Origin of the sequence: Streptomyces sp. NBC_00353 (genome assembly GCF_036108815.1) — a bacterium.
GTDB lineage: Bacteria > Actinomycetota > Actinomycetes > Streptomycetales > Streptomycetaceae > Streptomyces.
In genome coordinates, this window is sequence record NZ_CP107985.1 from 3,443,218 (window position 1) to 3,464,383 (window position 21,166).

General features: G+C 65.5%; 12 protein-coding genes, 1 tRNA gene and 3 rRNA genes. 3 read left to right on the forward strand and 13 right to left on the reverse strand.

What is annotated here, in order from left to right; translation table 11 throughout:
* Window positions 1-309: 309 nt before the first annotated feature.
* Window positions 310-2,937 (forward strand): SpoIIE family protein phosphatase, encoded by a 2,628-nt coding sequence (locus tag OHA88_RS15630; protein WP_328625994.1) that lies wholly within the window; start codon window positions 310-312, stop codon window positions 2,935-2,937.
* Between the two features lie 130 nt (window positions 2,938-3,067).
* On the opposite strand, the gene OHA88_RS15635 is transcribed toward OHA88_RS15630, so the two are convergent.
* The 7 genes from OHA88_RS15635 to thyX form a co-directional block, all read right to left on the reverse strand.
* Window positions 3,068-3,140: transfer RNA gene (locus tag OHA88_RS15635), tRNA-Thr, on the reverse strand.
* A 203-nt stretch (window positions 3,141-3,343) separates the two neighbouring features.
* A 5S ribosomal RNA gene (gene rrf, locus OHA88_RS15640) occupies window positions 3,344-3,460 on the reverse strand.
* Window positions 3,461-3,539: 79 nt separating this feature from the next.
* Window positions 3,540-6,663 (reverse strand): 23S ribosomal RNA (locus OHA88_RS15645).
* Window positions 6,664-6,962: 299 nt separating this feature from the next.
* Window positions 6,963-8,488: ribosomal RNA gene (locus tag OHA88_RS15650) — 16S ribosomal RNA — on the reverse strand.
* Together the 16S, 23S and 5S rRNA genes with 1 tRNA gene alongside form the textbook arrangement of a ribosomal RNA operon.
* A 622-nt stretch (window positions 8,489-9,110) precedes the next feature.
* A complete protein-coding gene (locus tag OHA88_RS15655) occupies window positions 9,111-10,796 on the reverse strand; it encodes a ribonuclease J (protein ID WP_328625995.1) in 1,686 nt (561 codons plus the stop codon).
* 129 nt (window positions 10,797-10,925) lie between these two features.
* Window positions 10,926-11,825 carry a 4-hydroxy-tetrahydrodipicolinate synthase gene (gene dapA / locus OHA88_RS15660; RefSeq protein ID WP_326606070.1) on the reverse strand — a complete coding sequence of 300 codons (900 nt, stop codon included), beginning with the start codon at window positions 11,823-11,825 and terminating at the stop codon, window positions 10,926-10,928.
* A 152-nt stretch (window positions 11,826-11,977) separates the two neighbouring features.
* Window positions 11,978-12,715 carry an FAD-dependent thymidylate synthase gene (gene thyX / locus OHA88_RS15665; RefSeq protein WP_328625996.1) on the reverse strand — a complete coding sequence of 246 codons (738 nt, stop codon included), beginning with the start codon at window positions 12,713-12,715 and terminating at the stop codon, window positions 11,978-11,980.
* Between the two features lie 186 nt (window positions 12,716-12,901).
* Between thyX and OHA88_RS15670 the strand changes: the two genes are divergently transcribed.
* Together OHA88_RS15670 and OHA88_RS15675 are read left to right on the forward strand one after the other, a co-directional pair.
* Window positions 12,902-13,141 (forward strand): hypothetical protein, encoded by a 240-nt coding sequence (locus OHA88_RS15670; RefSeq protein ID WP_328625997.1) that lies wholly within the window; start codon window positions 12,902-12,904, stop codon window positions 13,139-13,141.
* Between the two features lie 94 nt (window positions 13,142-13,235).
* Window positions 13,236-13,787 (forward strand): hypothetical protein, encoded by a 552-nt coding sequence (locus OHA88_RS15675; RefSeq protein WP_326626756.1) that lies wholly within the window; start codon window positions 13,236-13,238, stop codon window positions 13,785-13,787.
* 63 nt (window positions 13,788-13,850) lie between these two features.
* Here OHA88_RS15675 and OHA88_RS15680 read toward each other — a convergent pair whose 3' ends face one another.
* The 6 genes from OHA88_RS15680 to eccD all read right to left on the reverse strand — a co-directional run bounded on the left by OHA88_RS15680 (window position 13,851) and on the right by eccD (window position 21,066).
* Window positions 13,851-14,327, reverse strand: a complete 477-nt coding sequence (locus tag OHA88_RS15680; protein WP_328625998.1) for a hypothetical protein — start codon at window positions 14,325-14,327, stop codon at window positions 13,851-13,853.
* Window positions 14,328-14,341: 14 nt separating this feature from the next.
* Window positions 14,342-15,094 (reverse strand): 4-hydroxy-tetrahydrodipicolinate reductase, encoded by a 753-nt coding sequence (gene dapB, locus OHA88_RS15685; protein WP_267001102.1) that lies wholly within the window; start codon window positions 15,092-15,094, stop codon window positions 14,342-14,344.
* A 23-nt stretch (window positions 15,095-15,117) separates the two neighbouring features.
* Complete coding sequence (locus OHA88_RS15690; RefSeq protein WP_328625999.1) at window positions 15,118-16,497, reverse strand: M16 family metallopeptidase; 1,380 nt, start codon at window positions 16,495-16,497, stop codon at window positions 15,118-15,120.
* Entirely contained in the window at window positions 16,494-18,707 is a 2,214-nt protein-coding gene (locus tag OHA88_RS15695) for a polyribonucleotide nucleotidyltransferase (protein ID WP_030933195.1), read from the reverse strand. Before OHA88_RS15695 ends, OHA88_RS15690 begins: the two co-directional genes overlap by 4 nt.
* Before the next feature lie 334 nt (window positions 18,708-19,041).
* Window positions 19,042-19,332, reverse strand: a complete 291-nt coding sequence (gene rpsO / locus OHA88_RS15700; RefSeq protein WP_030933198.1) for a 30S ribosomal protein S15 — start codon at window positions 19,330-19,332, stop codon at window positions 19,042-19,044.
* A gap of 252 nt (window positions 19,333-19,584) precedes the next feature.
* Window positions 19,585-21,066, reverse strand: a complete 1,482-nt coding sequence (eccD, locus tag OHA88_RS15705; RefSeq protein WP_328626000.1) for a type VII secretion integral membrane protein EccD — start codon at window positions 21,064-21,066, stop codon at window positions 19,585-19,587.
* Window positions 21,067-21,166 lie beyond the last annotated feature (100 nt).

Sequence of the window (21,166 nt, forward strand, 5' to 3'; positions counted from 1 at the left end):
CCTTTATCTGGGAGCTTGCCCAGTTCCACATTGGCTCACCGCCACTGCCCACCGTTGACGGGTGACCATGCGGACGTCAAATCGTTGAAACGTACCAGGCCGAAACAGATCGAGGTGGAACCTCCAACGGTTGTCCCTCATCCCTCCGTTGGGAAGCCCACACTTGTCCGCTCATCGACCACATCCTGGTCGCCCTTGTCCGAACTCGGCCCTCGTGTACCCGGGACCGAGACCGAGCGTCTAGCCTGGCTAAGCGAATCGAAGCGGCGAGAAACGGGCACAGGACTCGGGGAAGCGACGAGACACCATATGGGGAGTGCTGTGATCACCGCGCGCGCGGCTGCCACCTTCGACCCGGTCGGGCGCTCCGTCGCGACCGCCCGCGCCTTCGTGCGTGACACCCTTCAGGGCTGGGGGTACACCGACATCGTGGACGACGCGGTCGTCCTCACCAGCGAGCTCGTGACGAACGCGGTGGTGCACGCAGGCACCGCCGCCGACGTGCTGTGTCTGCGCACGGAGGACGGTGTCCGGGTCGAGGTCTCCGACCGCTATCCGGAACGAGAGATCCCGCTCCAGAGCACCGGCCTGGACTTCGGCAGCCCGGACCGGGAGAGCGGCCGCGGTCTGCTGCTCTGCGCCGCGCTCGCCTCCCGGTGGGGCGTCGAGTACTCCCCGACGCACAAACACGTCTGGTTCCAGCTCGATCTCCCCGAACGCCCGGTGGGCATCCGCTCCGCCGGCCCCCTGCTCCCCACCGATCTCCTCCCGGTGGCCGACGAGCGCGTCCGGGTCGCCGTCGTCCAGATCGACAGCTCCGGTTCCATCGCCACCTGGAACGACGACTGCGCGTTCCTCTTCGGCTACAGCGCGGACCAGGTCACCGGTAAGCAACTCACCGACTTCATGGCGTGGCCGCACACCCCCGGCACCAACACGGGCATCGCCGACGCTCTCCAGCTCTCCCGCTGGGAGGGCAGCTACGGGATCCGGGGCGCCGACGGCCGCACCATCCCGGTCTATGCCTCGCACCTCAGAGTCCGCGACACCCACGGCGAACCGTCGACAGTCTGTCTGCTCGTCCGCGACTACGAGCGCGCCGTGCTGCAGTCCCCGGTCCGCACCCCCGTCTCCGACCTCGGCGCCGAGAGCCGCGCCACCGACCCGTTCGAGGTCTTCATCGGCTCCCCCGCCCCCGACGACCTCGACGGACTGCTCCAGCGCACCGTCGAGCGGGCGCGCGACATGCTCGACGCGGATTCGGCCTTCCTGCTGTTGGCCACGGACGACGAGACGGAGCTGGAGGTACGGGCCACGACCGGCCTCCCGTCCGCCCGTCAGCGCTTCGCCCGGGTCCCCGTCGAAGCCGGCACCGGACGGTACGGCTCCGCCCGGATGCCCGCCGTCCACGAGGACCTGACCGCCGTACCCGGGGCCGTACCCCTGCTCGGCGGCACCGGCATGCGCTCCGTCGTCACCGTCCCGCTCAAGGTCGAAGGCCGACTCACCGGCTCACTCGGTGTCGCCGCCGAAGCACCGGGCCGGTACACCAACGAGGAAGCCCTGCGCCTCCAGTTCGCCGCGGACCGCATCGCACTTGCCGTCGAATCGGCCCGCCTCGGCGAACTCGAACGGCTCCGCCGCGGTTCGCTGTCCTTCCTCGTCGAGGCCTCCGACCTCCTTGCCGGCACGCTCGACCGGGACCAGACACTGGCGCTGATGGCCCAGATGACGGTCCCCACCCTGGCCACCTGGTGCGCCGTCTACACGATCGCCGACCAGTCCTCGGAGCCGTACCTCTCCTATGTGCTGCACGAGGACGAGGAGCTCATCGACGGACTCAAGGCGCTGCTCTCCAAGATCTCCCCGCCGGACCCCGTGCCGACACCCGGCGCCCGGGTCTGGGCCGCGCCCTCCGAGGCCGCCCACGAGGCGGCCCTGCGCACCTCCATGCGCAGCCTCGGCCTCAGCGAGTCCACCGCTCTCGGCGCCGGTATCCGCTCGACGCTGGCCACCGCAGCCGCGGTGGGCGGCGAGACGGTGGTCCTGCCGCTCGTCGCCCGGAACCGCGTCATCGGCATGCTCACGCTCGGCAAACCGTCCGACGACCACTTCCGCCAGGAGATCCTCGAACTGGCCGAGGACCTGTCCCGACGTGCCGCCCTCGCCCTCGACAACGCCCGTCTCTACTCGGAGCGCATGGCGATCAGTCAGTCCCTGCAGCGCAGCCTGCTGCCGCCGGGCCTCCCCGATGTCCCCAATGTCGAGATCGAGGTCATCTACCGGGCGGCCGGCGAGGGCAACGAGGTCGGCGGCGACTTCTACGACGTCTTCCCGATCCGCGACGGCGCATATGGCTTCGCCATCGGTGACGTCTGCGGTACCGGCCCGGAGGCCGCGGCCGTCACGGGCCTCGCCCGCCACGCCCTGCGCCTGCTCGCCCGAGAAGGCTTCGGCGGCCCGGCCGTCCTGGAGCGTCTCAACGCCGCCATCCTCGACGAGGGCTCCCGCAGCCGCTTCCTCACCCTCCTCTACGGAGAGTTGTGGCCCCAGAAGGACGGCAGCGCCCTTCTCAAGGTGGTGTGCGCCGGGCATCCCCTGCCACTGCGCCTGCGCCAGGACGGCACGGTCGAGGCAGCAGCCGAACCGCAGCCGCTGCTGGGCGTCATCGAGGACCTCGAACTGTACGAACAGACGGTCACCCTCCGTCCCGGCGATGTCCTGCTCTGCGTGACCGATGGCGTGACAGAACGCCGTGAAGGTACCCGGATGTTGGGGGACGACGGCCTGGCCGACGTCCTCACCATGTGTACGGGCCTCACTGCCGGAGCGGTGGCGTCCCGTGTCCTGCGGGCCGTCGAACGCTTCGCAGCCGAACCGGCCTCCGACGACATGGCCATCCTGGCGATGCGGGTCCCGGAACCGCCCACGGCCTGACGGCGAATCATCGATGAGCTGGTCGGCGCCCCCGGCGCCGGCAATCCGGACCACCCCCAGGGGAGTGAGTCTCAAGGCACCGGACATACGAAAGGCCCCCGCCATCGGCGGGGGCCTTTCGTATTACCTGAGCCCCAATACGGAATCGAACCGTAGACCTTCTCCTTACCATGGAGACGCTCTACCGACTGAGCTATTGGGGCCTGCTGCGCGGTGGCAACGAGATAGAGCATACCCCGAACTCGGGGATATTCATAACCACGCGCGGCCCAAGTCCAAACCTTCTCGCCGGCACTGTCTTCGCCTGCCCCGCGGGCCGGTACAGGATTCCTGCGCCCGGTGAGCCGGCATCCGATAAACGCAGAAAAGCCCCGCACCAGAGGTGCGGGGCTTTCCCGGAATAATTGTTCGGCGGCGTCCTACTCTCCCACAGGGTCCCCCCTGCAGTACCATCGGCGCTGAAAGGCTTAGCTTCCGGGTTCGGAATGTAACCGGGCGTTTCCCTAACGCAATGACCACCGAAACACTATGAAATTAACCAACACCGGGCAACAACACGGCCGTTCGTTATTTCAGAACTAACACAGTGGACGCGAGCAACTGAGGACAAGCCCTCGGCCTATTAGTACCAGTCAGCTCCACCCGTTGCCGGGCTTCCACATCTGGCCTATCAACCCAGTCGTCTACTGGGAGCCTTAACCCCTCAAAGGGGGTGGGAATACTCATCTCGAAGCAGGCTTCCCGCTTAGATGCTTTCAGCGGTTATCCTTTCCGAACGTAGCCAACCAGCCATGCCCTTGGCAGGACAACTGGCACACCAGAGGTTCGTCCGTCCCGGTCCTCTCGTACTAGGGACAGCCCTTCTCAATATTCCTACGCGCGCAGCGGATAGGGACCGAACTGTCTCACGACGTTCTAAACCCAGCTCGCGTACCGCTTTAATGGGCGAACAGCCCAACCCTTGGGACCGACTCCAGCCCCAGGATGCGACGAGCCGACATCGAGGTGCCAAACCATCCCGTCGATATGGACTCTTGGGGAAGATCAGCCTGTTATCCCCGGGGTACCTTTTATCCGTTGAGCGACAGCGCTTCCACAAGCCACTGCCGGATCACTAGTCCCGACTTTCGTCCCTGCTCGACCCGTCGGTCTCACAGTCAAGCTCCCTTGTGCACTTACACTCAACACCTGATTGCCAACCAGGCTGAGGGAACCTTTGGGCGCCTCCGTTACTCTTTAGGAGGCAACCGCCCCAGTTAAACTACCCATCAGACACTGTCCCTGATCCGGATCACGGACCCAGGTTAGACATCCAGCACGACCAGAGTGGTATTTCAACGGCGACTCCACAACCACTGGCGTGGCTGCTTCAAAGTCTCCCACCTATCCTACACAAGCCGAACCGAACACCAATATCAAACTGTAGTAAAGGTCCCGGGGTCTTTCCGTCCTGCTGCGCGAAACGAGCATCTTTACTCGTAGTGCAATTTCACCGGGCCTATGGTTGAGACAGTCGAGAAGTCGTTACGCCATTCGTGCAGGTCGGAACTTACCCGACAAGGAATTTCGCTACCTTAGGATGGTTATAGTTACCACCGCCGTTTACTGGCGCTTAAGTTCTCAGCTTCGCCGACCCGAAAGTCAGCTAACCGGTCCCCTTAACGTTCCAGCACCGGGCAGGCGTCAGTCCGTATACATCGCCTTACGGCTTCGCACGGACCTGTGTTTTTAGTAAACAGTCGCTTCTCGCTGGTCTCTGCGGCCACCCCCAGCTCATGGAGTAAATCCAATCACCAGTGATGGCCCCCCTTCTCCCGAAGTTACGGGGGCATTTTGCCGAGTTCCTTAACCATAGTTCACCCGAACGCCTCGGTATTCTCTACCTGACCACCTGAGTCGGTTTAGGGTACGGGCCGCCATGAAACTCGCTAGAGGCTTTTCTCGACAGCATAGGATCATCCACTTCACCACAATCGGCTCGGCATCAGGTCTCAGGCTTAATGTGTGACGGATTTGCCTATCACACGCCCTACACCCTTACCCCGGGACTACCACCGCCCGGGCTGGACTACCTTCCTGCGTCACCCCATCGCTTACCTACTACAAGTCTGGTTCGTCGGCTCCACCACTACCCTCAACTCCGAAGAGATCGGGCCGGCTTCACGGACTTAGCATCGCCTGATTCAGTACTGGGCGTTTCAAAGCGGGTACCGGAATATCAACCGGTTGTCCATCGACTACGCCTGTCGGCCTCGCCTTAGGTCCCGACTTACCCTGGGCAGATCAGCTTGACCCAGGAACCCTTAGTCAATCGGCGCACACGTTTCTCACGTGTGTATCGCTACTCATGCCTGCATTCTCACTCGTGAACCGTCCACAACTCGCTTCCGCGGCTGCTTCACCCGGCACACGACGCTCCCCTACCCATCCCAGCAGGCGTTGGCCCTATATGCTGGAATGACACGACTTCGGCGGTACGCTTGAGCCCCGCTACATTGTCGGCGCGGAATCACTTGACCAGTGAGCTATTACGCACTCTTTCAAGGGTGGCTGCTTCTAAGCCAACCTCCTGGTTGTCTCTGCGACTCCACATCCTTTCCCACTTAGCGTACGCTTAGGGGCCTTAGTCGATGCTCTGGGCTGTTTCCCTCTCGACCATGGAGCTTATCCCCCACAGTCTCACTGCCGTGCTCTCACTTACCGGCATTCGGAGTTTGGCTAAGGTCAGTAACCCGGTAGGGCCCATCGCCTATCCAGTGCTCTACCTCCGGCAAGAAACACACGACGCTGCACCTAAATGCATTTCGGGGAGAACCAGCTATCACGGAGTTTGATTGGCCTTTCACCCCTAACCACAGGTCATCCCCCAGGTTTTCAACCCTGGTGGGTTCGGTCCTCCACGAAGTCTTACCTCCGCTTCAACCTGCCCATGGCTAGATCACTCCGCTTCGGGTCTTGAGCGTGCTACTAAAACGCCCTATTCGGACTCGCTTTCGCTACGGCTTCCCCACACGGGTTAACCTCGCAACACACCGCAAACTCGCAGGCTCATTCTTCAAAAGGCACGCAGTCACGACATGCAAGCAAGCTTGCATGCGACGCTCCCACGGCTTGTAGGCACACGGTTTCAGGTACTATTTCACTCCGCTCCCGCGGTACTTTTCACCATTCCCTCACGGTACTATCCGCTATCGGTCACCAGGGAATATTTAGGCTTAGCGGGTGGTCCCGCCAGATTCACACGGGATTTCTCGGGCCCCGTGCTACTTGGGTGTCTCTTAAACGAGCCGTTAATGTTTCAGCTACGGGGGTCTTACCCTCTACGCCGGACCTTTCGCATGTCCTTCGCCTACATCAACGGTTTCTGACTCGCCTCACAGCCGGCAGACTGTGAAAAAGAGATCCCACAACCCCGCATGCGCAACCCCTGCCGGGTATCACACGCATACGGTTTGGCCTCATCCAGTTTCGCTCGCCACTACTCCCGGAATCACGGTTGTTTTCTCTTCCTGAGGGTACTGAGATGTTTCACTTCCCCTCGTTCCCTCCACACTGCCTATGTGTTCAGCAGCGGGTGACAGCCCATGACGACTGCCGGGTTTCCCCATTCGGACACCCCCGGATCAAAGCTCGGTTGACAGCTCCCCGGGGCCTATCGTGGCCTCCCACGTCCTTCATCGGTTCCTGGTGCCAAGGCATCCACCGTGCGCCCTTAAAAACTTGGCCACAGATGCTCGCGTCCACTGTGCAGTTCTCAAACAACGACCAGCCACCCATCACCCCACCCCTAAGGGCGAGTTCACTGGGGCCGGCAACTGAAGGCAACCATCACGGCCGTACCCTCAGATACCCAACAACGTGCCCGACACGACCGACCATCCTCCACGTTCCACGCCGAAGCAGTACTAGTGAAAAACAACCTGTCGTGCCGAATAGTCAACGTTCCACCCATGAGCAACCACCGTCGAACATTTGCCGACGTAGTGGCCTCTGACCAAGCAAGCTTGGTAAGAAGTGCTCCTTAGAAAGGAGGTGATCCAGCCGCACCTTCCGGTACGGCTACCTTGTTACGACTTCGTCCCAATCGCCAGTCCCACCTTCGACAGCTCCCTCCCACAAGGGGTTGGGCCACCGGCTTCGGGTGTTACCGACTTTCGTGACGTGACGGGCGGTGTGTACAAGGCCCGGGAACGTATTCACCGCAGCAATGCTGATCTGCGATTACTAGCAACTCCGACTTCATGGGGTCGAGTTGCAGACCCCAATCCGAACTGAGACCGGCTTTTTGAGATTCGCTCCGCCTCGCGGCATCGCAGCTCATTGTACCGGCCATTGTAGCACGTGTGCAGCCCAAGACATAAGGGGCATGATGACTTGACGTCGTCCCCACCTTCCTCCGAGTTGACCCCGGCAGTCTCCTGTGAGTCCCCATCACCCCGAAGGGCATGCTGGCAACACAGAACAAGGGTTGCGCTCGTTGCGGGACTTAACCCAACATCTCACGACACGAGCTGACGACAGCCATGCACCACCTGTATACCGACCACAAGGGGGGCACCATCTCTGATGCTTTCCGGTATATGTCAAGCCTTGGTAAGGTTCTTCGCGTTGCGTCGAATTAAGCCACATGCTCCGCTGCTTGTGCGGGCCCCCGTCAATTCCTTTGAGTTTTAGCCTTGCGGCCGTACTCCCCAGGCGGGGAACTTAATGCGTTAGCTGCGGCACCGACGACGTGGAATGTCGCCAACACCTAGTTCCCAACGTTTACGGCGTGGACTACCAGGGTATCTAATCCTGTTCGCTCCCCACGCTTTCGCTCCTCAGCGTCAGTAATGGCCCAGAGATCCGCCTTCGCCACCGGTGTTCCTCCTGATATCTGCGCATTTCACCGCTACACCAGGAATTCCGATCTCCCCTACCACACTCTAGCCTGCCCGTATCGACTGCAGACCCGGGGTTAAGCCCCGGGCTTTCACAACCGACGCAACAAGCCGCCTACGAGCTCTTTACGCCCAATAATTCCGGACAACGCTTGCGCCCTACGTATTACCGCGGCTGCTGGCACGTAGTTAGCCGGCGCTTCTTCTGCAGGTACCGTCACTCTCGCTTCTTCCCTGCTGAAAGAGGTTTACAACCCGAAGGCCGTCATCCCTCACGCGGCGTCGCTGCATCAGGCTTTCGCCCATTGTGCAATATTCCCCACTGCTGCCTCCCGTAGGAGTCTGGGCCGTGTCTCAGTCCCAGTGTGGCCGGTCGCCCTCTCAGGCCGGCTACCCGTCGTCGCCTTGGTAGGCCATCACCCCACCAACAAGCTGATAGGCCGCGGGCTCATCCTTCACCGCCGGAGCTTTCAACCCCGTCCCATGCGGGACAGAGTGTTATCCGGTATTAGACCCCGTTTCCAGGGCTTGTCCCAGAGTGAAGGGCAGATTGCCCACGTGTTACTCACCCGTTCGCCACTAATCCACCCCGAAGGGCTTCATCGTTCGACTTGCATGTGTTAAGCACGCCGCCAGCGTTCGTCCTGAGCCAGGATCAAACTCTCCGTGAATGTTTTCCCGTAATCGGGAGACACATCACGAGAGCGGGACGATCAGCCGGAATAAGACCGACCGTCCACAGCGTCCTCGCTGTGTAATTGCCTACCGGAACCACAAGGGCCCGGCAGGACTTTCAAAGGAACCACCAACCTGCCGAAGCAGGCCGGGGTATCAACATATCTGGCGTTGACTTTTGGCACGCTGTTGAGTTCTCAAGGAACGGACGCTTCCTTTGTACTCACCCTCTCGGGCTTTCCTCCGGGCTTTCCCTTCGGTCTTGCGTTTCCGACTCTATCAGACTCTTTCGTGTCCGATTCCCGGTCGAAGCGGGTTCCGCTTTCCAGGTTTTCGCTTTCGCGTTTCCCTTTCCGGCGGTTCCAACCTTACCAGACTCTTTTTCGTTACCGTTTCCGGTTCGAATTTGATTCCGATGGCCGATTGGAGTGGCCTTTGCCTTTCGGCGGATCCGACTTTATCAGAAGTTCTGAGTCGGAATTCCCGCCCCCTGCGGGGTGACCTCCACGCACGAGTGCGCAGGGTGCTTCCCGGTCAGGCGGAGCCGTAAACGTACTGGAGCGGGGCGCCCCGATGCAAATCGGGGGCCCCGCTCCGCAGTTCGCGCCTGTCGGGGCGTCAGACCTCGACGACGACGGGAAGGATCATCGGGCGCCGGCGGTAGGTGTCGGAGACCCACTTGCCCATCGAGCGACGGACGAGCTGCTGGAGCTGGTGCGGCTCCACCACGCCGTCCTGGGCGGACTTGTTGAGCGCTTCCTCGATCTTCGGCACGACGGCGGTGAATGCCGCGTCGTCGATTCCGGAGCCCCGGGCCTGGATGTACGGACCGCCCGTGATCTTGCCGGACGAGCTGTCGACCACGATGAAGACCGAGATGATGCCCTCGTCGCCGAGGATGCGACGGTCCTTGAGGGAGGTCTCCGTGACGTCTCCGACCGAGAGGCCGTCGACATACACATAACCGGCCTGCACCTTGCCGACGATCTTGGCCTTGCCGTCGACGAGGTCGACGACGACGCCGTCCTCGGCGATGACGATGTGGTCCTTGGGCACGCCGGTGAGCGCACCCAGTTCGGCGTTGGCCCGCAGGTGGCGCCATTCGCCGTGGACCGGCATCAGGTTCTTCGGCTTGCAGATGTTGTAGAAGTACAGCAGCTCGCCGGCCGAGGCGTGGCCCGAGACGTGGACCTTGGCGTTGCCCTTGTGGACGACGTGTGCACCCCAGCGGGTCAGGCCGTTGATCACGCGGTAGACCGCGTTCTCGTTGCCCGGGATCAGGGACGACGCGAGGATCACCGTGTCGCCCTGGACGATCCGGATCTGGTGGTCGCGGTTGGCCATGCGGGACAGTGCGGCCATCGGCTCGCCCTGGGAACCCGTGCAGACCAGCACGACCTCGTCGTCCGGCAGGTCGTCGAGGGTCTTGACGTCGACGACCAGGCCCGCGGGGACCTTCAGATAGCCGAGGTCACGGGCGATGCCCATGTTGCGGACCATCGAGCGGCCGACGAAGGCGACCCGGCGGCCGTACTCGTGTGCCGCGTCGAGGATCTGCTGAATCCGGTGTACGTGGCTGGCGAAGCTCGCCACGATGATGCGCTTCTGGGCGTTGGCGAAGACCGTGCGCAGGACGTTGGAGATGTCCCGCTCGGGCGGTACGAAGCCGGGAACCTCTGCGTTCGTCGAATCGGAGAGGAGAAGGTCGATGCCTTCTTCGCTCAGCCGGGCGAAAGCGTGCAGGTCGGTGAGACGGCCGTCCAGCGGGAGCTGGTCCATCTTGAAGTCACCGGTCGCGACTGCCATGCCCGCAGGCGTGCGGATGGCGACCGCGAGAGCGTCCGGGATGGAGTGGTTGACCGCGATGAATTCGCAGTCGAAGACGCCGATGCGCTCGCGCTGGCCCTCGGCGACTTCGAGGGTGTACGGACGGATGCGGTGCTCCTGGAGCTTCGCCTCGATCAGGGCGAGGGTCAGCTTGGAGCCGATGAGCGGGATGTCCGGCTTCAGTCGCAGCAGATACGGGACACCACCGATGTGGTCCTCGTGTCCGTGCGTGAGGACGATGCCCTCGATGTCGTCGAGACGGTCCCGGATCGTGGTGAAGTCCGGCAGGATCAGGTCGATTCCGGGCTGCTCCTCCTCGGGGAAGAGCACTCCGCAGTCGACGATGAGCAGGCGTCCGCCGTACTCGAAAACCGTCATGTTGCGGCCGATTTCGCCGAGGCCGCCCAGAGGGGTGACGCGGAGGCCACCCTTCGGGAGCTTCGGCGGGGTGCCGAGTTCGGGGTGCGGATGACTCAAAAGACTCTCCTTACCACGCACGCCACGTACCGCTGAGGCACGTGGCGCGCATGTCATTCGTGCACTTGCTGTTGTCTGTGATGTCGCTCTTGCGAATGTTCTTCGCGTATTCAGTTGTGAAGTCTGTGGTTACAGCTGTACCCCACCGGCGGCGAGATCGATCTTGAGCTGCGCCGTTTCCTGTGCGGTGAGTTCCACCAGAGGGAGGCGCAGCGGGCCGGCGGGCAGGCCCTGGAGGGCGAGCGCGGCCTTGGTGGTGATCACGCCCTGGGTGCGGAACATGCCGGTGAAGACCGGCAGGAGCTTCTGATGGATCTCCGTGGCCTTCTGGACGTCTCCGCCGAGGTACGCCTCGATGAGGGCGCGCAGCTCGGGGGTGACGACGTGACCGACGACCGAGACGAAGCCGATGGCGCCGACCGAGAGCAGCGGCAGGTTCAGCATGTCGTCGCCGGAGTACCAGGCGAGGCCGGACCGGGCGATGGCCCAGCTGGCGCGGCCCAGGTCGCCCTTGGCGTCCTTGTTGGCGACGATGCGCGGATGCTCGGCGAGCCGGACCAGCGTCTCTGTGTCGATCGGCACACCGCTGCGGCCGGGAATGTCGTAGAGCATCACCGGTAGACCGGTGGCGTCCGCGATGGCCGTGAAGTGACGGAAGAGGCCTTCCTGCGGCGGCTTGTTGTAGTACGGCGTCACCGCGAGAAGGCCGTGGACGCCGGCGCGCTCGGCCGTGCGGGCCAGCTCGACGCTGTGGCGGGTGTCGTTCGTGCCGATGCCGGCGACGACATGGGCCCGGTCCCCCACGGCTTCCAGTACAGCCCGTACGAGCTGGTCTTTCTCCGCGTCGCTGGTGGTCGGGGACTCGCCGGTGGTGCCATTGATGATCAGGCCGTCATTGCCTGCGTCCACCAGATGGGCGGCGAGCCGCTGGGCGCCGTCGAGGTCGAGTGCGCCGTCCGCCGTGAAGGGCGTGACCATAGCGGTGAGGACCCGCCCGAAGGGGGTCTGCGGAGTGGAGATCGGAGCCATGGGTAACACGCTACTCGTTGCTCAGCGCGCGGTGTCCCCTCGGGGGGACAAGGGATAGGAGCCCGGCACTGCCTGCTCGGGGGTTCAAGCAGTGCCGGGTCCGTTTGATCAGCCTAGATGAACTTCACGAAACGCCGCAATACGGACACCGCCTACGGAGCTACGCGTCCATTTTTGTTGAAGGCTGCATGGGTGAGCGGCATGAGCTGCGCCCACTGCTCCTCCATCTGTTCACCGACCATTTCGATCTCCCGCTGGGGGAAGGACGGCACCTTCGCCAGCTCGTGCTGGGTGCGCAGGCCGAGGAAATGCATCAGCGAGCGGGCGTTGCACGTGGCGTACATCGACGAGAACAGCCCCACCGGGAGCACGGCACGGGCGACCTCGCGGGCCACTCCGGCGGCGAGCATCTCCTGGTAGGCCTCGTACGCCTGGCGGTACGCGTCCTCCATCACACGGCCCGTGAGCTCCTGCTGGGCCGCGGTGCCCTCGACGAACTCGTATTTGCCGGGGCGGCCCTGCTGAACCAGCTTGCGAGCCTCATCGGGGACGTAGAAGACCGGCTCCAGCTCCCTGTAGCGGCCCGATTCCTCGTTGTACGACCAGCCGACCCGGTGACGCATGAACTCGCGGAACACAAAGATCGGGGCGCTGATGAAGAACGTCATCGAGTTGTGCTCGAACGGGGACCCGTGGCGGTCGCGCATCAGGAAGTTGATGAGCCCCTTCGAACGCTCCGGGTCCTTGCTGACCTCCTCCAGGGACTGCTCTCCGGCCGTGGAGACACGGGCGGCGAACAGGACGTCGGAGTCGGCCGCGGAGTGCTTCACCAGCTCGACGGTGACATCGCTGCGGAAGCTGGGCTTTGCGGGCTCGGGGGTCTCGGTCACCGGCGGGGTCCTTCCAATTGCGTCGCTCGGGCGGCGCCCACTCTACGGGCCGCCACTGACAACGAGGCACGGAAGGCCCGTCCGGGGATTTCTTCGGCCAATCAGGTGATTCGGGGCACCGAACGGGCGTGCCGCGCGTCTCACTCTGTAGCAGCACCTGTAACAGAGATCAAGGAGAGTTTCCTCATGTTCCGCCGGCGTGAAGCCGTCCCGTTCGCCTTCGTGGCCGAGGCCGACCGATTCCGTAGCAACGTCGCACCGCCGCCCCGGGAACGCGCCACCGCCGCCCAGCTGGCGGCCCGTTCTCTCGTAGGACTGACGGTGCTCGCAGGCCTTGCCGGATCATTGATCCTCGGCCTTCCCGCGCTTGCCCCGGCCCAGGCTCCCTCGCACACTCAGCAGACCGAAGCCGCGCACGGCCCCTGACTCGTACGGGGCCCCTGGGGTGGTAGCGGCGGTGGCCTGCTCGGTAGCCTCACCGGGCACAGCAATCGAGCGTGCTTGTGAGTGAGGATCAGTCGTGCCCCTGCCCTTTCTGACGGCCGACCGCGCGTTTGACGCGAGCGCTGAGGACATCGCGCTGCCGTTCGACGACCACGACAGCTGGCGGCGCCCCTACCGCCCCGGGCCGTGGCGGGTCGCCGCGGCGGCCACCTTGTTGTTGCTCGCCTCGTACGTGCTGATCGCAGGCATGATCATCGCGTTTGCCGGGGCACTGCCCGGGGCCTCAGCATGCCTCGGGCTCGCCCTTGTGGTGATTCTCTGCGCCCTGCGGATGCTGCGGGTCGGTGCCTGGGTGAGCCGCCACGGAGTGCGGCGCGTGGGCTTCTTCATAACGACGACCGTGCCGTGGAACCGGGTCACCGCGGTCCGCACCGTGCAGCAGCCGGTGAAGTGGCTCGGGTTCCCGCGCACGGTGCAGGGGCAGGCCCTGATCCTCGTACGTCTGGGTGGCGACGCCGTTCCGCCCCTGCTCACCGACAGCAACGCGGACTTCTTGGGGCGCAGCGAGGCGTTCGACCGGGCCGCGGACACGATAGAGGCCTGGGACGACGAGTACCGGCTCAGCTAGTGCTCCGAGCCCGCCCGGCGGCCGGTTACGTCCTCGGTCGCCGGACGGACTCGGATGACGTTCTCAGTCGCCGGACGAGCTCGATGTGACCGCCGGGCTTGATGTCCTCATGTGGAGGGCGATGGCGCGCTGCATGGCCTTGCGGGCGCGCGGGGTGTCCCGGGCGTCCTGATAGGCGACGGCGAGCCGGAACCAGCAGCGCCAGTCGTCCGGGGAGTCCTCGGTCTCCTCGCGGCGCCGTGCGAAGACGGCGTCGGCCGAGTCCCGGTCGATACGACCGGCCGGGGTACGGACCAGCTCGTCGACGGGCAGACCGCCCTCTGCGTCCAGCTCTGCGGCGAGGGCGTTGGCCCTGCGGACGAACTGGGTGTTCTTCCAGAGGAACCAGATACCGATCACCGGCAGGATCAGCACCGCGACCCCGAAGGTGACCGTGAGCAGCGTGCCGTGCTTGATGAGCAGCAGGCCACGGCTGCCGACCAGGGCGAAGTAGAAGACCAGGACGGCAGCGGTGACGAGGTAAGTGATCTTTGCGCGCATGGCGGTGGGCTCAGTCAGTTCAGGTCGAGGAAGTTTTCCAGGCCGAAGGTGAGGCCCGGAGTGGTCACCACACGGCGTGCACCCAGCAGGATGCCCGGCATGAAGCTGCTGTGGTGCAGGGAGTCGTGGCGGATGGTGAGGGTCTCGCCCTCGCCGCCGAGCAGCACCTCCTGGTGGGCGAGGAGGCCACGGAGCCTGATCGCGTGGACCGGGACCCCGTCGACGTTCGCGCCGCGGGCGCCGTCGAGCGCCGTGGCCGTGGCGTCGGGCTGCGGGGCGCAGCCGGCCTTCTTCCGGGCTTCGGCGATCAGCTGGGCGGTGCGGGTGGCGGTGCCGGAGGGGGCGTCGACCTTGTTGGGGTGGTGCAGTTCGACGACCTCGACCGACTCGAAGTAGCGGGCGGCCTGCTCCGCGAACTTCATGGTGAGGACGGCGCCGATGGAGAAGTTCGGCGCGATGAGCACACCGGTCTCCGGGGAGCCGGAGAGCCAGGTGTTCAGCTGCGCGAGCCGTTCGTCGGTCCAGCCGGTGGTGCCGACGACCGCGTTGATTCCGTGCCGGATGCAGAAGTCGAGGTTCCCCATCACCGACGCGGGTGTGGTGAGTTCGACCGCGACCTGGGCGCCGGTTTCCGCGAGCGTCTCCAGCTTGTCGCCGCGGCTGAGTGCGGCCACCAGTTCCATGTCGTCGGCGGCCTCGACGGCTCGCACCGCTTCGGATCCGATGCGGCCCTTGGCGCCGAGAACGGCCACGCGCAGCTTGCTCATTGCTCTGCTTCCTTACGGGTGGATTAGGAGACCGCTTCGTCGAGGCGGCCGGCCTGCTTGTCCTTGAGCGGACCGATGACGGAGAGCGAGGGGCGCTGTCCGAGTACCTCGCCTGCCACTGCCCGGACGTCGTCCGGGGTGACCTGCGCTATCCGGCTCAGCATGTCGTCGACCGACATCTGCTCGCCCCAGCACAGCTCGCTCTTGCCGATACGGTTCATCAGGGCGCCGGTGTCCTCCAGGCCGAGGACGGTGGAGCCGGAGAGCTGGCCGATGGCACGCCCGATCTCTTCGTCGCTCAGTCCGTCGGACGCTACCCGGTCGAGTTCGTCGCGGCAGATCTTCAGGACGTCGTGGACCTGGCTGGGCCGGCATCCCGCGTACACGCCGAAGAGTCCGCAGTCGGCGAAGCCCGAGGTGTACGAGTACACGCTGTAGGCGAGGCCGCGCTTCTCACGCACCTCCTGGAAGAGGCGGGAGCTCATTCCGCCGCCCAGGGCGGTGTTGAGTACGCCGAGTGCCCAGCGACGGTCGTCGGTGCGGGCGAGGCCCGGAACGCCGAGGACGACATGGGCCTGCTCGGTCTTGCGGTTGAGCAGCTCGACCCGGCCCGCCGTGCGCAGGGTGCGAGAGCCTTCGCGGGGTGCGACCGGGACGGCTTCGGTACGGGACAGGGCACCCGCGCGCTCGAAGGCCTTGCGGACCTGGCGTACCACCGTGGCGTGGTCGACGTTGCCGGCGGCGGCGACGACCAGGTGGGTGGGGTCGTAGTGCTTCTTGTAGAAGCGGGCGATCTGGCCGCGGTTCAGTGCGTTGATCGTGTCGACGGTGCCGAGGACCGGGCGGCCGAGGGGCGTGTCGCCGAGCATCGTGTGCGCGAACAGGTCGTGCACGCAGTCGCCCGGGTCGTCCTCGGTCATCGCGATCTCTTCGAGGATGACGCCGCGCTCGGCGTCGACGTCCTCGGCGGCGATCAGCGAGCCGGTCAGCATGTCGCAGACGACATCGATGGCCAGTGGCAGGTCGGTGTCGAGGACCCGCGCGTAGTAGCAGGTGTACTCCTTCGCCGTGAAGGCGTTCATCTCGCCGCCGACCGCGTCGATCGCGGACGAGATGTCGAGGGCGCTGCGCTTGGCCGTGCCCTTGAAGAGGAGGTGCTCGAGGTAGTGCGTCGCGCCGTTCAGGCTGGGCGTCTCGTCGCGTGATCCGACATTGGCCCAGATACCGAAGGTGGCGGAGCGTACGGAGGGCAGGGTCTCGGTGACGATCCGGAGACCGCCGGGGAGAACGGTACGGCGAACGGTGCCGATGCCATTGGTGCCCTTGAGAAGCGTTTGGGTACGGGCGACGGCCCGCGCCTCCGAAGAGGTGCGGGCCGTCGTCACGGAACTACGGGACGTCACTTGGCAGCGTCGTCCTTCTTCTCGTCCTCTTCGCCCTCGATCACGGGGATGAGGGAGAGCTTGCCGCGGGAGTCGATCTCGGCGATCTCGACCTGGACCTTGGCTCCGACCGCAACCACGTCCTCGACGTTCTCCACGCGCTTGCCACCGGCGAGCTTGCGGATCTGCGAGATGTGCAGCAGGCCGTCCTTGCCCGGCATGAGCGAGACGAACGCACCGAAGGTGGTGGTCTTGACGACCGTACCCAGGTAACGCTCGCCGACCTCCGGCATGGTCGGGTTGGCGATCGCGTTGATCGTGGCGCGGGCGGCCTCGGCCTGCGAGCCCTGCTGGGCACCGATGTAGATGGTGCCGTCGTCCTCGATCGTGATGTCGGCGCCGGTGTCCTCCTGGATCTGGTTGATCATCTTGCCCTTGGGGCCGATGACCTCACCGATCTTGTCCACCGGGATCTTGACGGTGATGATCCGCGGGGCGTTCGGGGACATCTCGTCCGGGACGTCGATGGCCTCGTTCATCACATCGAGGATGTGGAGGCGGGCGTCGCGGGCCTGCTTCAGCGCGGCGGCCAGGACCGAGGCGGGGATGCCGTCGAGCTTGGTGTCGAGCTGGAGCGCGGTGACGAACTGCTTCGTACCGGCGACCTTGAAGTCCATGTCACCGAACGCGTCCTCGGCACCGAGGATGTCGGTCAGGGCGACGTAGTGGGTCTTGCCGTCGATCTCCTGGGAGATCAGACCCATGGCGATACCGGCGACGGCGGCCTTGAGGGGCACACCGGCGTTCAGCAGCGACATGGTGGAGGCGCAGACCGAGCCCATGGACGTCGAGCCGTTGGAGCCCAGCGCCTCGGAGACCTGGCGGATCGCGTAGGGGAACTCCTCGCGCGACGGCAGCACCGGCACGATGGCGCGCTCGGCGAGCGCACCGTGGCCGATCTCGCGGCGCTTGGGCGAGCCCACGCGGCCGGTCTCACCGACGGAGTACGGCGGGAAGTTGTAGTTGTGCATGTAGCGCTTGCGGGTCACCGGGGAGAGGGTGTCCAGCTGCTGCTCCATGCGGAGCATGTTCAGGGTGGTGACGCCCAGGATCTGGGTCTCGCCACGCTCGAACAGCGCCGAGCCGTGCACGCGCGGGATGGCCTCGACCTCGGCGGCGAGCGTACGGATGTCCGTGACGCCACGGCCGTCGATGCGGACCTTGTCCTTGATGACGCGCTCGCGGACCAGCTTCTTGGTCAGCGCGCGGTAGGCACCGGAGATCTCCTTCTCGCGGCCCTCGAACTGCGGGAGCAGCTTCTCGCCGGCGATCTCCTTGATGCGGTCCAGCTCGGCCTCGCGCTCCTGCTTGCCGGCGATGGTGAGCGCCTTGGCGAGCTCGGTGCTGACGGCGGCGGTGAGCGCCTCCAGGACGTCGTCCTGGTAGTCGAGGAAGACCGGGAACTCGCCGGTGGGCTTGGCAGCCTTGGCGGCGAGCTCCGACTGGGCCTTGCAGAGGGCCTTGATGAACGGCTTCGCGGCCTCGAGACCGGCGGCGACGACCTCTTCGGTCGGGGCCTCGGCGCCGTCCTTGACGAGCTGGATGGTCTTCTCGGTGGCCTCGGCCTCGACCATCATGATCGCGACGTCGCCGTCCTCCAGGACGCGACCGGCGACGACCATGTCGAAGACGGCGTCCTCGAGCTCGGTGTGCGTCGGGAAGGCGACCCACTGGCCCTTGATCAGGGCGACACGGGTGCCACCGATCGGGCCGGAGAAGGGCAGGCCGGCCAGCTGCGTGGAGCAGGAGGCGGCGTTGATCGCGATCACGTCGTACAGGTGATCGGGGTTGAGCGCCATGATCGTCTCGACGATCTGGATCTCGTTGCGCAGGCCCTTCTTGAAGGAGGGGCGCAGCGGCCGGTCGATCAGACGGCAGGTGAGGATCGCGTCCTCGGAGGGGCGGCCCTCGCGGCGGAAGAAGGAGCCGGGGATCTTGCCCGCGGCGTACTGCCGCTCCTCGACGTCCACCGTGAGGGGGAAGAAGTCGAGCTGGTCCTTCGGCTTCTTGGAAGCCGTGGTGGCCGACAGCACCATGGTGTCGTCGTCCAGGTACGCAACGGCGGAGCCGGCGGCCTGCTTGGCCAGGCGGCCCGTCTCGAAGCGGATGGTGCGGGTGCCGAAGGTTCCGTTGTCGATAACGGCCTCGGCGTAGTGGGTCTCGTTCTCCACTAGCGTTTTCTCCGATACATATCGTCTTCTCGCCCCCACGCCCGTGTGGCGGGGGACGGTGCGGAGAAGCGCTCCATCGGCGGGCCGGTCTTCGATCGAAGCACCCGGGTTGCTCTGTCCGGGGGCCACTACCGAGGACCGGCGGCGGGGAGCCTGCTTCTTCCGCTCGTCTGCGGGACGTTCCGGGACCAGGTTACTGAGATTCGGCTCAGCTTGGCATTCCGGTCGACCGGGCGAGCCGGTCACGTCCCGTACAAGCTGTTGCACGCACACCTGTACGTACAACAAAGGGAGCGGTTCCCTCAGTCGTGGGAACCGCTCCCTTCACGGCGTCTTACTTGGCACCGCCGGCCGCACCGCGGCGGATGCCGAGGCGGTCGACCAGGGCACGGAAGCGCTGGATGTCCTTCTTGGCCAGGTACTGCAGGAGGCGGCGACGCTGGCCGACCAGGATCAGCAGACCACGACGGGAGTGGTGGTCGTGCTTGTGCGTCTTGAGGTGCTCCGTCAGGTCCGAGATGCGACGGGAGAGCATGGCCACCTGGACCTCGGGGGAACCGGTGTCACCCTCCTTGGTGGCGAACTCGGACATGATCTGCTTCTTCGTAGCGGCGTCGAGCGACACGCGGTACTCCTCTTTGATGTTCGATGCGCCCACGAGTGCCCCTGGTCTTGATCTCAGGGGGTCTTCCGTTACTCGAGGACGAAGGTCCGATGAGCGCAGCCCTCAGGATGATCCGGGAGCGCGTACACAAACGGCCGTCACACAGCGTACCAGGCCGGCAGAGCCGGGTTGCCGGGGGCTGGTGAGAGACGTCCGGGTGCCGGTTTGTCCTCCATCGCCGGACGGGCTTGATTGTGCCCGGCCGAGCTCGGTTCAGCCGGTGAGGGCTCGCGCCCTGGCGAAGACGTCCAGTACTGCCAGGCAGAGCGGGACCGGGGAGAGGAGGAGGGCGCTCTCCGTGAGGTCGAGGAGGCGGCCCCAGAACGGGGAGAGCCCCTTACGGGGAATGATCAGACCGATCGCCGTCAGCAGTGCGGCGCCCGCGGCCACGGCCGCGGAGAGCCAGACCGTTCGGATGTCCAGGGAGCCGCTGTCCCCGTACCGGGCCAGCTCCCTCACCAGGTCGGCCGGCGGTTTCAGGGAGAGGCCGAGGACCAGCAGGGCGACCGCGCCGATGCCCGCCACCAGGACGCAGGCGACCTGCGAGGTGTAGCGGAAGAGGCGGGCGCGCAGCAGCATCGCGAGTCCGGCGGCGAGGGCGAGGAGCCGGCCCCAGACGTTGCCGGAGAAGCCCAGGACGGCGGCGGACCCGACGACGACGGCCGCGCAGCCGCCGACCAGACCGAGCAGCATCTCGTGGCCGCGGCGGGCCTGGGCGGCGATGCGGTCGGCGTCGACGGGGACGCCTTCGGGCTCCGGGGAGGCGTTCGGGTCCGCGAAGCTGTCGTCGTAACCCCCCGGGGCGGTGCGTGGCGATGCGTAACCGATGGGCAGCCGGGCGAAGCGGGCGGAGAGGCCGGGCAGGAAGGCGACGAGGCCGAGGGCGACCGGGGCGCAGACCGCGGCGGTCCCGGTGGCGGAGACCCCGGTGAGGATCGCGACGAAGGTGGCGAGGGTGCCGACGGTGGCGACGAAGGTCGCCGCGACGAACGGGGCGTCGCCGCTCGGGGTCAGAGCGACCAGGACGACGGACGCGACCAGGACGGCCACGCAGCCGAGCAGGAACTGCAGCCGTCCGGGGCCCTGGCCGGCGTCCGGGCCGATGATGCCGGAGCCTGCGATGAGTACGAGGGGCAGCGCGCCGAGGCCGAGTGCGACGGCGGTGGCGCGATCCCCGTAGACCCGGGCGCGTACCCCCGCGAACGCGGTGAGCAGCAGTCCGGCGGAGCCCGCGATGATGCCGGGCAGGCTGTGCATGTCGTGCCGGACGGGGTCGGCGAACCAGAGGACGAAGCCCATCAGCACGAGGAGCAGTACGCCGCCCAGCAGACCGGCGCCGCGCAGCAGTTCGTCGCTCCACAGGTGGCGGTCCCGGGTGACGGCCGAGGCGACGGCGTCCGACACGTCGTCGAATACGGCGGGCGGCAGTGACTGCGCGAACGGGCGCAGGCTGAGCAGTTCGCCGTCGAGCACCTGCTGGGCGGCGAGCGTGCGCGCCCCGTCGAGCACCGTGCCGTCGCGGCGCACCAGGTGGTAGCCGGTGGGGTGGCCGGCTGCCTGGGTCTGGCCGGTGAGACGGAGGATCTCCGGGTAGATGTCGGCGACTGCGATGTCCTCCGGCAGGGCGACGTCGATACGGCTGTCGGGCGCCACGACAGTGACGCGGCAGAAGCCCGTCGCTGCAGTCGTACTCACGTGTCTGGTCCCCCTGATTCGCGGTTGCGCACGGTGCGCGCGCCACCCTACCGGGAGGAGGAAAGGTGATCGGCAAGTAGGATCACCGTCGCGCGGAGGG